The organism is Streptomyces hazeniae (assembly GCF_031845485.1).
Taxonomy (GTDB): Bacteria; Actinomycetota; Actinomycetes; order Streptomycetales; family Streptomycetaceae; genus Streptomyces; species Streptomyces hazeniae.
Genome location: NZ_JAVREQ010000014.1, coordinates 73,883 through 87,398, shown reverse-complemented (window position 1 = coordinate 87,398; position 13,516 = coordinate 73,883). Strand labels below are relative to the sequence as shown.

The following is a 13,516-nucleotide window of genomic DNA, read 5'->3' as shown; positions in this document are numbered from 1 at the left end:
TGAAACCGCGTGCCGTTCGGCGGCACTCGTTCAACCGACAGGAGGAACCGCCGTGGCCGAGACGCCCGGGTTCACCGCGCAGAGCAACACGGACGAGGGCGGCGGGAAGCCGCCGAAGGACGAGACGGAAGGGGCCGGCAAGCACCCGGTCGACCGCTCGCTGCCTCCCCTCAAACTCCTCACCACCGGACTCCAGCACGTCGCCGCCATGTACGCCGGAGTGGTCGCCCCGCCGCTCGTCGTCGGCGTCGCCGTCGGACTCACGCCCACCGAACTGACCTTCCTGATGGGGGCCAGCCTCTTCACCGCCGGCATAGCCACCCTGCTGCAGACGCTCGGCATCTGGCGCATCGGCGCCCGGCTGCCCTTCGTCAACGGCGTCACCTTCGCCGGCGTCGCCCCCATGCTGGCCATCGTCGGCAGCGAGGCGAAGGAGGACGCCCTTCCGGTGATCTTCGGGGCGGTGATGGTCGCCGGCGCCGTCGGCTTCCTCCTCGCGCCCTACTTCAGCAAGCTGGTCCGCTTCTTCCCGCCCGTCGTCACCGGCACCGTCATCACCCTCATCGGCATCTCGCTGCTCCCGGTGTCGTTCGACTGGGCGCAGGGCGGCGACCCCGAGGCCGCCGACTTCGGTTCCGCACGCAACCTGGCGATGGCCGCCGCCACGCTGGCGATCGTGCTGGTGCTGCGCCGCTTCACCCGCGGCTTCGTGAAGCAGATCGCGGTCCTGATCGGCCTGGTCGCCGGGACGCTGCTCGCGATCCCGCTCGGGCTCACCGACTTCGCCGCCCTGGGCGCGGCCGACGTGGTCGGCTTCCCGACGCCCTTCCACTTCGGCGCCCCGCAGTTCTCCCTCGCGGCCATCCTCTCCCTGTGCATCGTCATGATCGTGTCCATGACCGAGTCCACGGCGGACATGCTCGCCCTCGGCGAGATCGTGGACCGGCCGGCGGACGAACGCACCATCGCCGCCGGGCTGCGCGCCGACACCCTGGGGTCGTTCGTCAGTCCCTTCTTCAACGGCTTCACGTGCAGCGCCTTCGCCCAGAACATCGGGCTGGTCGCCATGACCCGCATCCGCAGCCGCTTCGTCGTCGCGGCCGGCGGCGGCATCCTCGTGCTGATGGGGCTGTGTCCCGTCGCTGCCGCCCTCATCGCCACCGTTCCCCTGCCGGTGCTCGGCGGAGCCGGTGTGGTGCTCTTCGGGTCGGTCGCCGCCAGCGGCATCCAGACGCTGGTGAAGGGCGGGCTGGAGAAGGACAACAACGTCGTGATCGTCGCCGTCTCGCTGGCCGTCGGCATCATCCCCATCACCGCCGAGGGCTTTTACCACGCCTTCCCGGAGAGCGCGCGGATCGTGCTGGACTCCGGCATCTCCACCGGCTGCATCGCCGCCATCGTGCTCAACCTGCTCTTCAACCACTTCGGCGGACGCCGGGACGAGGAGACCGTCGCCCACCCCATGGAGCCGGGCGCCGACCCGGCCGCCGCGTCCTCCGTCCCGCCGGCGCGAGAAGCCGAACGGGACGGCACCGCCGCCACGGAGGCGTCCCGGGCCGGCGGCTGACGCCCGCGCCCGCCGCACCTCCCGCGACCGCCCGCGACCGGACACCCGGCCGCGGGCGAGCGGCGTGCGCGGGTGCAGGCCGCACGCCCGCGTGCACCGCATCGCGTGCATACCGAATCCATATCGGATCGGGTGCCCGCCCCGGACCCTCCGCGCCGCCGCGACCTGCGGCGCAGTCCCCGGGGCGTGCCGCGCGTCACACCCAACAGGCCCCGCACGGCGGGAACCTGGTCACGGCCGCCTCGCGTGCTGGTTCAAGATGATCCTTCAGTACGTGAAGAAGGAGCCCCGACCCCGTGCACGCCACCCGACGCCGCTTCATCGCCGGATCGGCCGCCGCTCTCGGTCTCGCCGGAACCACCGTGGCCGTGACCGCACTGGCCGGAGAGGGCCGCGCGAAGCCCGCCGCGCGCCCCGAGCCCCGCCGGCCGAACGTCATCGTCGTCCTCGCCGACGACCTCGGCTACGGCGAGCTCGGCTCCTACGGCCAGGACCTCATCCTCACCCCGCGCCTGGACGAACTCGCCGCCGAAGGGCTCCGCTTCACCAGCGCCTACGCCGCCGCGCCGGTGTGCGCGCCGTCCCGCTGCTCCATGCTCACCGGCCTGCACGTCGGCCACGCCGCCGTCCGCACCAATCCGCTCGGCGGGCCGCAGGGCTCACTCGGCGACGAGGACACCACCTTCGCCGAACTCCTCCGCGACCAGGGCTACCGCACCGCCTGCATCGGCAAGTGGGGGTTCGGACCCGAGGAGCCCGACCAGCCCAGCCACCCCAACAACCGCGGCTTCGACGCGTTCTACGGCTACATCGGCCACCACCACGCACACGACTTCCACCCGGCGGCGCTGTGGGAGAACGGTCGGCGCGTCCCGGTTCCCGGCAACGTCGCCGGCCGGCGCGGCACCTACGCCCCCGACCTGTTCCGGGACCGGGCCCTGGAGTTCATCCAGGACCAGGCCGACCGGCAGCAGCGGGCCCGCCGCCCGGACGACGGGCAGGACTCCGGCACGGGGAGCGGCGCAGCCGCGACGGAACGCCCCTTTCTGCTCTACTTCGCGCCGAACGTCCCCCATGCCCCGAGTCGCCGGCTGGAACAGGCCGGCTACGCCTCCCGCCCCTGGACCAAGGCCAACAAGGGCCACGCGGCGCAGGTGAGCCACCTCGACACCACCGTCGGCGCCATGGTGGACCTGCTGCGGGCCCGCGGCATCGCGGACGACACCGTCATCCTGGTCACCAGCGACAACGGGCCGCACGAGGAGGGCCGCGTCGACCCGACCCGTTTCGACGCCGCCTCCTCCCTGCGCGGCGTCAAGCGCAACCTGTACGAGGGCGGCATCCGCGTCCCCCTCCTCGCCTGGGGCCCGGGCCGGGTCGCCGCCGGCACCGAGACCTCGCGGCAGACGCCGCTGACCGACGTGCTGCCCACCCTCACCGAACTCGCCGGGGCCCGCACGCCGGACCACGTCGACGGGCTCTCCCTGGCCGGTCTGGTCGGCGGCGTCCGCGCGCCCGGCGACCACCGGCACCTGTACTGGTACCGCAACGACCCGTTCGCCACCCCGACCTCGCAGGCCGCGGACGGCGGCCGGGGGCTCCAGGTGTGCGAGGCCGTTCGGCGCGGCGACTGGAAGGCCGTGCGGTTCGCGCCCGGCCGGGACCGTACCGTGCCCGACCACCGGTGGGACGTCGAGCTCTACAACCTGCGCGACGACCCCGGTGAGCGGCACGACGTCGCGGCCGAGCACCCCGAGACCGTCGCGCGGCTGGTCAACCTGATGCACGGGTCCTGGACCGAGCCGGAGCCGCTGCGCGCCTGACGCCGCGCCCGCCCCGCGGCGTCCGGCCCCCGCTGCCGGCGCTCACCGGCCGTCGGCCACGAACTCGCACCAGATCGCCTTGCCCGTGCCGCGCGCCTCCACGCCCCACACGTCGGCGAGATGGTCCACCAGCAGCAGGCCCCGGCCGGAGATGCTGGACGCGCCCGGGTGCATCACCTGCGGCACCGTGCTGGAACGGTCCGTCACCTCGACCCGGATGCGCCGCTGCGCCCCGGAGAGCGGGTGCACCGTCACCACCGCCCCGCCGCCGGTGTGCAGCAGCGCGTTGGCGACCAGTTCGTCGGTGACCAGCGACAGGTCGTCCGCCCGGTCGCCGGCTCCCCAGGACAGCGCCGCGGCGTGCACCATGTGCCGGACCGTGGCCAGCGACTCCGGGTCGCGCGGAGCGACGTGCTGGTGCAGCCGCCGGGCGGGCCGCGTGGGGGCGGAGACCTCGCGGTGCAGCAGCACCAGCGCCAGGTCGTCGGTGCCGTTCCACGCCTCCGGCACCTCGCACAGCCGGTCCGCGAGCTTCGCGATCTCGGCCGGGCCGGTGCGCACCGCCTCCGCGAGGTCCTCGATGCCCTGCTCCACGTCGCCGCCGGGCTGCTCCACCAGGCCGTCGGTGAACAGCACCAGCGTCTCGCCGTGCTCCAGCTCCATCGTCGTCACCGGGTACTTCGGCTGCCCGAACTGGGTGGACAACCCCAGCGGCAGCGCCCCCATCACGGGGAAGGGGCGGCAGCGCCCGTCGGACCGGCGCAGCAGCGGCAGCGGGTGCCCGGCCCGGACGATCCGCAGCCAGCCCGTCGCGGGGTCCGCCTCCACGTACAGGCAGGTCGCGAACCGGTCGGAGTCCAGGTCGTGCAGGAACGACGAGGCGCGGGCCATCACCGTGGGCGCCGAGTGGCCCTCGGCCGCGTACGCCCGGAGCACGATGCGCAGCTGTCCCATCACGGCCGCCGCGTCGGTGTCGTGGCCCTGCACGTCGCCGACCACCGCGGCGACCCTGCCTCCGGGCAGCGGGATCACGTCGTACCAGTCGCCGCCGATGTCCCGTCCCTGCTGGGCCGCGCGGTAGCGGACCTCGGCGTGCACACCGGGGATGCTGGGCAGCGAGTGCGGCAGCATCGCGCGCTGCAGCCCCTCGGCCAGTTCGTGTTCCTGCTCGAACAGCCGGGCGCGTTCCAGGCTCTGGGCGATACTGCTGGTCAGCGCGGTGAGCAGGGTCCGCTCCTCGCTGGTGAAGGAGTACTTGTCGCGGTAGACCAGCCCGATGGCGCCGAGCGCCTCGCCCTGGGCGATCAGCGGCAGGAACGCGGCCGCGCTCCAGCCCAGCTCCTTCGCCCACGACCACAGCGGCGGGTAGCGCCGGGCGAACTCCTCGCGGGAGGCGATGTAGCGCGGGGTCAGGGTGCGTACGGCCTCCGGCAGCGGCAGCGGCTCGTCCAGGCGCCGCCGGCTCATCGGCAGCATGCCGCTCAGCTCGCCCTCGCCGTACAGCTGCATCCGCCCGTCCTGCACCAGCCCCACCACGACGCTGATCACCCCGAGCTGGTCCAGGCCGCGGGAACTGCCGAGGGCGTCCAGCACCTCGCGGACCGTACGGGCGTGCGCGAGCCCCGCCGTGGTCGCGTCGACCACGTCGGTGTGCAGCGAGCGCTCGGCGTCCAGGGTGAGACGTTCGGAGGACTGGCCGAGCTCCTCGGTGGCGTCGCGCAGGATGCCGACGATCCGGTACGGACGGCCGTCGGGGGTGCGCAGGATCGCGCCCTGGGTGTGGGTCCAGCGCTGAGTGCCGTGCTGCGCGTCCATCCGGAAGTACGCGCCGTAGGAGGAGCGGCCGCCCTTCAGGGCCTGGGCGACGAGCAGATCGAGGCGGGCCGCCTCCGCGGCCGGGACGCGGGCGGTGAGGATCGAGGGGTCGCCGTCGAACTCCTCCGGCGCCACCCCGAACAGCGCCAGCGCCGAGGGGTCCATGTGCACGACTCCCCGGTCCAGGTCCCAGTCGAAGGACCCGGTGTGGTTCAGGGCGAGGGCCTCTTCGGGCCCGGCGGGCCAGGGCACGGGCGGCGGCCCGCCGCCCGGCGGCGCCCCTCGAGCGTCCATGCGGACAAGGGTGTCACCGGCACGCGCCGCTCGCGACCAGGGTGCTTCGTTCCGGGCCGCTCCTCCCCGGCCGGGCTCCGGCCGGGGAGGAGCGCCCGCCCGCAGGCGGGCCCGCCTCCCCGCCGGGGGCCGGGGGAGCCGTCAGTCCAGCAGCTCGTAGGCCGGGAGAGTGAGGAAGGCCGCGTAGTCCTCGTCCAGGGACACCCGGAGGAGCAGGTCGTGGGCCTGCTGCCAGCGTCCGGCGGCGAACGCCTCCTCGCCGGCCTCGTCCCGGATCGCGGCCAGGTCCTCCGCGGCGATCTCGCGCACCAGCTCCGGGGTGACCCGCTCGCCGGTGTCGAGCACCACGCCTGCGTTCACCCACTGCCAGATCTGCGAGCGTGAGATCTCGGCCGTGGCGGCGTCCTCCATCAGCCCGAAGATCGCCACCGCTCCGAGCCCGCGCAGCCACGCCTCGATGTAGCGGGTGCCGACCTGCACGGCGTTGCGCAGGCCCTCGCGGGTCGGACGGGCTTCGAGGGAGTCGACGGCGAGGAGGTCGGCGGCCTTCACGTCGACGTCCTCGCGCAGCCTGTCCTTCTGGTGCGGGCGGTCGCCGAGGACCGCGTCGAACGAGGTCTGCGCGACCGGCACCAGGTCCGGGTGGGCGACCCAGGAGCCGTCGAAGCCGTCACCCGCCTCGCGGTCCTTGTCGCTGCGGACCTTCTCCAGGGCCTTCTCGTTCGCCTCCGGGTCGCGGCGGTTCGGGATGAACGCCGCCATGCCCCCGATGGCGTGCGCGCCGCGCTTGTGGCAGGTGCGCACGAGCAGCTCGGTGTAGGCCCGCATGAAGGGCGCGGTCATCGTCACCGCGTTCCGGTCGGGGAGGACGAACCGCTCGCCGCCGTCGCGGAAGTTCTTCACGAGGGAGAACAGGTAGTCCCAGCGGCCCGCGTTGAGCCCCGAGGCGTGGTCGCGCAGCTCGTAGAGGATCTCGTCCATCTCGTACGCGGCGGTGATCGTCTCGATGAGCACCGTGGCCCGGACGGTCCCCTGCGGGATGCCGCACCAGTCCTGGGCGAAGACGAAGACCTCGTTCCACAGGCGGGCCTCGAGGTGCGACTCGGTCTTGGGCAGGTAGAAGTACGGGCCCTTTCCGAGGTCGAGCAGCCGCTGGGCGTTGCGCAGGAAGTACAGGCCGAAGTCGACCAGTGCGCCCGGTACGGGCCGCCCCTCGACGGTGAGGTGCCGTTCGTCGAGGTGCCAGCCCCGCGGCCGCATCACCACGGTCGCCAGCTCCTCCGCCGGGCGCAGCGCGTACGCCTTCCCGCGCTCGTCGGTGAAGTCGATACGGCGCTCGTACGCGTCGGTCAGGTTGAGCTGCCCGCCGATGACGTTCTCCCAGGTGGGGGCGGAGGCGTCCTCGAAGTCGGCCAGCCAGACCCGGGCGCCCGAGTTGAGCGCGTTGACCGTCATCTTGCGGTCGGTCGGACCGGTGATCTCCACCCGCCGGTCCTGCAGAGCCGCCGGGCAGTCGGCGACCCGCCAGTCGCCCTCGCGGACGTGGGCGGTCTCCGGCAGGAAGTCCAGCGTCGTGGTGCGGGCGATCTCGGCCCGCCGCTCGGCGCGCGCGGCCAGCAGTGCGTCCCGGCGCGGGGTGAACCGGCGGTGCAGCTCGGCCACGAAGGCGAGCGCCTCGTCCGTCAGGACCTCCTCCTGACGTGCGACGTGCTCGGCGTCGACGCGGGCCGGCTGGGACGGCGCTGGTGCGGACATGCTGGTCACTCCTTGCGGATGGTGCGTGCTCTGTCGTGGCGGAGGAGCGCCCGGTGGAGCGGACGCTTCTGATCAGTGGAGGCTAGTTTCCTTATCGTGGAACTTCAATGGTTTGTTGATGTCGAGATACTTCTCACTGCCGTCGCCCGCAGGTCAGGGTGAGAGCCGCGGGAGGTCCTCCGGGGTGTCGATGTCGGCCGGGTCCGCGACGTCGCCGCACTCCACGAGCCGCAGTTCCTCCTCGTGCCGCGTCAGGTACCCCCGTGCGCCCCGGTCACCCGAGGCCGCTGCCGCGACCCCGGCCCAGTGGTCCGCGCCCAGCAGCACCGGATGGCCGCGCCGCCCGCCGTACGCGGCGGAGGCGAGCGTGGCGGGGGAGCGGTACGCCGCCCGGACCCGGGCCACCGCCTGAGGTCCGACGCCCGGCTGGTCCACCAGGAACACCAGGGTGGCGGCGGTGCCCGAGCCCGTCAGCGCGTCGAGTCCGGCACGCAGCGAGGTGCCCATGCCGGCCTCCCACTCCGGGTTCTCCAGCAGTACGCATCCGGACAGGTCCGCGGCCCCCCGCACGTCGTCCGCCGCTGCGCCGAGCACCACGCGCACGTCCGGTGCGCAGCCGCCGTCCCGCAGTGTGCGGACCGCGTGTTCGACGAGTGGGCGGCCGTGGTGCGAGAGGAGTGCCTTGGGGCGCCCGCCCAGGCGGCGTCCGCCCCCGGCTGCGAGCAGCAGGGCGGTGATCTTCCTGCCGTGCCCGACGTCCTGGTCGGTGCGGTCGTTCATCGGGTCCATGGTGCTCCCGGCTTTCCCCGTCCGGTGACTGTGTGCGGTGAGCCGATAACATTACCGGCCTGAATTTCGCCCTCCGTGTAGCGCGCTGTGCGGAGAGTGGCGTTTACTGTGCGAACCTTTCGGGCCCGACCGGGTGAGAAGGGGACAGACGGCGCTGCCCATGGGGGAGAGGAGCATCGTGCGAAGTGAGACCGTGACGCAGTCGGCGCCCGCAGCCGCGGGTGCGCTCCGTGCGGCCGTGGACCGCGTGAGCCGGGAGCTCGCCGCCCACCCCGCCCGGCTTTCCGACCGGGGGGCCGCCGAGGAGGAACTCGGCCGCCTCCGCGTCCTGGCGGCCGGTGAGCCGCCCGACGTCGCCCGGTTGCGCGGTTCGCTGCTCCTCGTCGCCGCCGCCCTCGGCTCGGTCAGCGCCCTCGGCGCCGCCCTGGAGGAACTCCGCCAGGCCGTCGACGCCTTCGGTTCCGGTACCCGTCCCCCTCACTCCGGCGCCGGGTAGTCCGGCGACCTGCCTGCCGCCGGGCCGGCCCGGGGAGGCGCCGCCCGTCCGCCGCGCCCGCGGGGGGCGGATGAGGGCGGCGGGGCGCCCTCCCGCGCGCCGTGGACGGCGCACGGCTGCCGGTGCCGTCCGGCGAACGCGCCGCCCGGCCGGACGGGCCGGGCTACCCGCCGTTCGCCGTGGTGGCCAGTGCGGTGGACAGGTCCCGGGCCACCTCCCGGAGCAGGGGTACGAAGGTGTCCGTCGCCGCCTGCGTCACCCGGCCCGCGGGTCCGGAGATGGAGATCGCCGCGGGCGTCGGTGCGTCCGGGACCGTCACCGCGATGCACCGCACCCCGATCTCCTGCTCGTTGTCGTCCGTGGCGTACCCGCACTCCCGCACGTCGACCAGCGCCTCGAGGAACGCCTCGGGCGTGGTGAGGGTCTTCTCGGTGGCCGCCGGCATCCCGGTGCGGGCGAGCAGTGCCCGCACCTCCTCCGGCGGCGCGTCGGCCAGCAGCGCCTTGCCGACTCCGGTGGAGTGCGGCAGCACGCGCCGCCCGACCTCGGTGAACATCCGCATCGAGTGCCGGGACGGCACCTGGGCGACGTAGACGACCTCGTCGCCGTCCAGCAGTGCCATGTTCGCCGTCTCTCCGGTCTCCTCGACGAGGCGGGCCAGGTGGGGGCGCGCCCAGGTGCCCAGCAGCCGGGAGGCGCTCTCGCCGAGCCGTATCAGCCGGGGCCCGAGCGCGTACCGGCGGTTGGGCTGCTGCCGCACGTAGCCGCAGGCGACGAGGGTGCGCATCAGCCGGTGGATCGTCGGGAGCGGCAGACCGCTGCTGCCGGACAGTTCACTCAGCCCGACCTCGCCGCCGGCGTCGGCCATCCGCTCCAGCAGGTCGAAGGCGCGCTCCAGGGACTGCACCCCGCCACTCGAGGCGGGGGCGGACGGGGTGGCGGGTTTGCGCTCGGCGGACGACGGCACGTCGCGTTCCTTTCCTGCGGTGTGTGGCGCATGCTACCGGCCCCGCCCCGGCGGGTACCGCCCCGTGGGGCCCGTCGTCGCCGGTCACGACGGCTGCGGGCGGGTACGAAGAGGGTGTCCGGGCGCCGCCAGTGGCAGGACGTCCATACCGGGATGCGGCAACCGTCTTCCATTTTGTGGAAACCTCCAGGAATCCGTGGAGGCTTGACGACCCGCATCCCGGACGGGAAGACTTCTCAACAGAACGTTGAAATTCCGCTTCGCGGAAGAACCGATCTCCGCCCCGGCGGAGGCCCAGAGGAGGAACCGAGGTGGCCGACGTCCGGCTGGTGCTGCGTTCGACCCGTGTGATCACCCCGGAGGGCGTCCGGGCGGCGTCCGTGGCCGTCGGGCAGGACGGCCGGATCGACGCCGTCCTGCCCCACGACGCCCCGGTGCCCGACGGTGCGCGCCTGGCCGAACTGGGCGACGACGCCCTGCTGCCCGGCCTGGTGGACACCCACGTGCACGTCAACGACCCGGGCCGCAGCGCGTGGGAGGGCTTCTACACCGCCACCCGCGCCGCCGCCGCGGGCGGTGTCACCACGCTGCTGGACATGCCGCTCAACTCGCTGCCGCCCACCACCAGCGTCGACCACCTGCGCACCAAGCAGGACGTCGCCCGCGAGAAGGCGCACATCGACACCGGCTTCTGGGGCGGCGCCGTGCCCGGCAACGTCGCCGCCCTCAAGCCGCTGCACGAGGCGGGCGTGTTCGGCTTCAAGTGCTTCCTGTCCCCCTCCGGCGTCGAGGAGTTCCCCGAGCTGGACCCGGAGCAGCTGGAGGCCGCGCTCACCGAGATCGCCTCCTTCGACGGCCTGCTCATCGTGCACGCCGAGGACCCCGGCCGGCTCACCGCCGCCCCGCAGCGCGCCGGCGGCCGCTACGCCGACTTCCTCGCCTCCCGGCCCCGCGAGGCCGAACACGACGCCATCGCCCTGCTCATCGACCTCGCGCGCCGCCTGGACGCCCGCGTCCACGTCCTCCACCTCTCCTCCGCCGACGCCCTCCCGATGATCGCGGACGCCCGCCGCGACGGCGTGCGGCTGACCGTCGAGACCTGCCCGCACTTCCTCACCCTGACCGCCGAGGAGGTCCCCGACGGCGCTACCGAGTTCAAGTGCTGCCCGCCCATCCGGGAGCGCGCCAACCAGGACGCCCTCTGGCAGGGCCTCGCCGACGGCCTCCTCGACTGCGTGGTCTCCGACCATTCGCCCTGCACCACCGACCTCAAGACCCCCGACTTCGCCGACGCCTGGGGAGGCATCTCCTCCCTCCAGCTCGGCCTGCCCGCCGTGTGGACCGCCGCTCGCGAGCGCGGCCACTCCCTGGAGGACGTCGTGCGGTGGATGTCCGCCGGGCCCGCACGGCTCGCCGGCCTCGCCCACAAGGGCGCCGTCGCCCCCGGTCACGACGCCGACTTCGCCGTCCTCGCCCCCGAGGAGACGTTCACCGTCGACCCCGCCGCGCTGCACCACCGCAACCAGGTCACCGCCTACGCCGGACGCACCCTGCACGGCGTGGTCCGGTCCAGCTGGCTGCGCGGCGAACAGATCACCGACCACTCCCGGCCCCTGGAAAGGAAAGGGCAGCTCATCGCCCGTCCGACCGCCCACCGGGCCGGCTGACCGAAAGGAAGGCAGCACATGAGCGCGGCGACCCCCGCGATCCCCCGCCACACCGGCGACGCGAACCCGTACCCCGGCGGCGACCCGTACGCCGACTACCGCGACGCCGACCTGCCCTTCACCCACCTCGCCGACCTGGCCGACCGGCGGCTGGGCGCCGGAGTCGTCGCCGCCAACGACGAGTTCTTCGCCGAGCGGGAGAACCTCCTCACGCCGGAACCGGCCGCGTTCGACCCCGAGCGTTTCGGCCACAAGGGCAAGATCATGGACGGCTGGGAGACCCGCCGCCGTCGCGGCACCGGCGCGGACACGCCGCACCCGGAGGCCGACGACCACGACTGGGCCCTGGTGCGCCTCGGCGCCCCCGGCGTCATCCGCGGCGTCGTCGTCGACACCGCCCACTTCCGCGGCAACTACCCGCGCGCCGTCTCCGTCCAGGCCGCGTCCGTCCCCGGCACCCCCTCGCCCGCGGACCTCCTCGGCCCGGACGTGAAGTGGACCGAGATCGTGCCCCGCACCGAGATCGGCGGCCACGCCGCGAACGGCTTCGAGGTCACCGCCGAACAGCGCTTCACCCACGTGCGTCTGGTGCAGCACCCCGACGGCGGCGTCGCCCGGCTGCGGGTGCACGGCGAGGTCGCCCCCGACCCGGCGTGGCTCGCGGCGCTCGGCACGTTCGACGTCGTCGCACAGGAGAACGGCGGCGCCGTCGAGGACGCCTCCGACCGCTTCTACTCCCCGCCCGCCCACACCATCCAGCCCGGCCGCAGCCGGAAGATGGACGACGGCTGGGAGACGCGCCGCCGCCGCGACCGGGGCAACGACTGGATCCGCTACGCGCTGACCGCGCAGGCCGTGATCCGCGCCGTCGAGATCGACACCGGCTACCTCAAGGGCAACGCCGCCGGCTGGGCCGCGCTCGTCGGCCGTGACGGCGAGGACGGCGCGTGGCGCGAACTGCTGCCCCGCACCCGGCTCCAGCCCGACAGCGTGCACCGCTTCCTGCTCGACGACGCCCCCGCCGTGACGCACGTGCGGCTGGACATCTTCCCCGACGGCGGTATCGCGCGGCTCCGGCTGCACGGCTCCCTCACCGAAGAGGGTGCGGGGCGCCTGGGCCGGCGCCACCGCGAACTCGGCGGCTGACGGCCGCACTTCGCGTCCCGGCCCGTGCCCGCCGCCGGCGGCGGGCACACGCCCCGGGGTGAGGGGGAAGAGGACACCCTGGGGCGGCCCGCCCGCACCGGGTAACCTCGCCCGGACAGGACAGCAGTGGAGAGGCGGGAGAGCGGCGTGGCGACCGGACCGGAGGCCGTGACATGCGGTGAGGCGATGCTGCTCATGCTCGCCGAGCCGGGCGTACCCCTCGACCGCGCGGTGCACTTCCGCCGTTCCGTCGCCGGAGCGGAGTCCACCGTCGCCGCGGCGCTGGCCCGGCTCGGCCACCCCACCCGGTGGCTGGGCCGGGTCGGCGCCGACGCGGCCGGCGAGGCGGTGCTGCGTGAGCTGCGCGCCGACGGCGTGGACGTCTCCTGGGCGGTCGCCGACCCGGACGCGCCCACCGGGCTGCTGCTCAGAGACAGCCACCCGCAGCGCCCCCTGGACGCCGTCTCCTACCGTGCCGGCTCGGCCGGCTCCCGGCTCACCGCCCAGGACCTCCCGCCCGAGGCCGTCGCCGGCGCACGGCTGGTGCACGTCTCCGGCGTCACGCCCATGCTCGCCCCGGGCGCCGCGCAGGCGGTGCACCGGTTGATCGAGCTCGCCCGCCAGTCCGGCGCCGCCGTCAGCTTCGACCCGAGCGTGCAGCACAGCCTGGGCACCGACCACGACTGGATGCGGATCGCCGGCCCGCTGCTGCGCGAGGCCGACCTCGTCGTCGCCGGCGAGGACGAGCTGGAGATGCTGCTCGGCGGCGGCGCCGAGCAGGCCGCCAAGGCCCTGCTGGAGCTGGGCCGCGCGCGGACCGTCGTCGTCAAGCGGCAGGACCACTCGACCCTCGCCGTCACGCGGGACGGGCAGTGGACGCACGAGCCGTTCGGCGTCCAGGTGACCGACCCCTCGGGCGCGGGGGAGGCCTTCACCGCCGGCTGGCTCTCGGCCTGGCTGCGCGAGCTGGACCCGGAACGCGCCCTGGCGGAGGCCGCGTGCGTCGCCGCCCTCGCGGTGCAGGCCCCCGGTGACACCGACGGCCTCCCCACCCGGGCCGCCCTCGCCCGGGCGCTCTCCCTCTACGGCTGACCGCGGCGGGACGGCTCACCCGGGCGGGGAGGTGGCCGAAATGCGCCTCTCGCACCGGTGCGTCCCGGCGGCCTAGCATCGGTCCAGGGGACCGGAACGCGAGGG

At 74.2% G+C, this 13,516-nt stretch carries 10 protein-coding genes; 6 read left to right on the top strand and 4 right to left on the bottom strand.

Annotation, left to right across the window (positions count from 1 at the left end):
• Positions 1-160: 160 nt before the first annotated feature.
• Both RM572_RS16610 and RM572_RS16605 read left to right on the top strand, forming a co-directional pair.
• On the top strand, positions 161-1,567 hold the full coding sequence (locus RM572_RS16610) for a nucleobase:cation symporter-2 family protein (RefSeq protein WP_311674204.1): 1,407 nt from the start codon (positions 161-163) through the stop codon (positions 1,565-1,567).
• A 296-nt stretch (positions 1,568-1,863) separates the two neighbouring features.
• A complete protein-coding gene (locus RM572_RS16605; protein ID WP_311674135.1) occupies positions 1,864-3,390 on the top strand; it encodes an arylsulfatase in 1,527 nt (508 codons plus the stop codon).
• Between the two features lie 42 nt (positions 3,391-3,432).
• On the opposite strand, the gene RM572_RS16600 is transcribed toward RM572_RS16605, so the two are convergent.
• The 3 genes from RM572_RS16600 to RM572_RS16590 all read right to left on the bottom strand — a co-directional run bounded on the left by RM572_RS16600 (position 3,433) and on the right by RM572_RS16590 (position 8,034).
• Entirely contained in the window at positions 3,433-5,499 is a 2,067-nt protein-coding gene (locus tag RM572_RS16600; RefSeq protein ID WP_311674134.1) for a SpoIIE family protein phosphatase, read from the bottom strand.
• Between the two features lie 141 nt (positions 5,500-5,640).
• Entirely contained in the window at positions 5,641-7,254 is a 1,614-nt protein-coding gene (gene aceB, locus RM572_RS16595) for a malate synthase A (protein WP_311674133.1), read from the bottom strand.
• A 153-nt stretch (positions 7,255-7,407) separates the two neighbouring features.
• Entirely contained in the window at positions 7,408-8,034 is a 627-nt protein-coding gene (locus RM572_RS16590; RefSeq protein ID WP_311674132.1) for a nucleotidyltransferase family protein, read from the bottom strand.
• A gap of 187 nt (positions 8,035-8,221) precedes the next feature.
• Between RM572_RS16590 and RM572_RS16585 the strand changes: the two genes are divergently transcribed.
• Entirely contained in the window at positions 8,222-8,539 is a 318-nt protein-coding gene (locus tag RM572_RS16585; RefSeq protein WP_311674131.1) for a DUF5955 family protein, read from the top strand.
• 163 nt (positions 8,540-8,702) lie between these two features.
• On the opposite strand, the gene RM572_RS16580 is transcribed toward RM572_RS16585, so the two are convergent.
• Positions 8,703-9,506 (bottom strand): IclR family transcriptional regulator, encoded by an 804-nt coding sequence (locus RM572_RS16580; protein WP_311674130.1) that lies wholly within the window; start codon positions 9,504-9,506, stop codon positions 8,703-8,705.
• Positions 9,507-9,817: 311 nt separating this feature from the next.
• Here RM572_RS16580 and allB point away from each other — a divergent pair, with 311 nt between their 5' ends.
• The 3 genes from allB to RM572_RS16565 all read left to right on the top strand — a co-directional run bounded on the left by allB (position 9,818) and on the right by RM572_RS16565 (position 13,411).
• Positions 9,818-11,173 (top strand): allantoinase AllB, encoded by a 1,356-nt coding sequence (gene allB, locus RM572_RS16575; RefSeq protein ID WP_311674129.1) that lies wholly within the window; start codon positions 9,818-9,820, stop codon positions 11,171-11,173.
• 18 nt (positions 11,174-11,191) lie between these two features.
• Positions 11,192-12,319 (top strand): allantoicase, encoded by a 1,128-nt coding sequence (alc, locus tag RM572_RS16570; RefSeq protein ID WP_311674128.1) that lies wholly within the window; start codon positions 11,192-11,194, stop codon positions 12,317-12,319.
• 147 nt (positions 12,320-12,466) lie between these two features.
• The gene (locus RM572_RS16565; RefSeq protein ID WP_311674127.1) at positions 12,467-13,411 is read left to right on the top strand and encodes a sugar kinase; all 945 of its coding nucleotides are present in this window, start codon (positions 12,467-12,469) and stop codon (positions 13,409-13,411) included.
• The last annotated feature ends 105 nt before the right edge of the window (positions 13,412-13,516 follow it).

Bases quoted from the DNA above. Each gene is read 5' to 3' on its own strand.
- RM572_RS16600 (WP_311674134.1), bottom strand. From the start codon at position 5,499: ATGGACGCTCGAGGGGCGCCGCCGGGCGGCGGGCCGCCGCCCGTGCCC.
- alc (WP_311674128.1), top strand. From the start codon at position 11,192: ATGAGCGCGGCGACCCCCGCGATCCCCCGCCACACCGGCGACGCGAAC.
- RM572_RS16590 (WP_311674132.1), bottom strand. From the start codon at position 8,034: ATGAACGACCGCACCGACCAGGACGTCGGGCACGGCAGGAAGATCACC.
- aceB (WP_311674133.1), bottom strand. From the start codon at position 7,254: ATGTCCGCACCAGCGCCGTCCCAGCCGGCCCGCGTCGACGCCGAGCAC.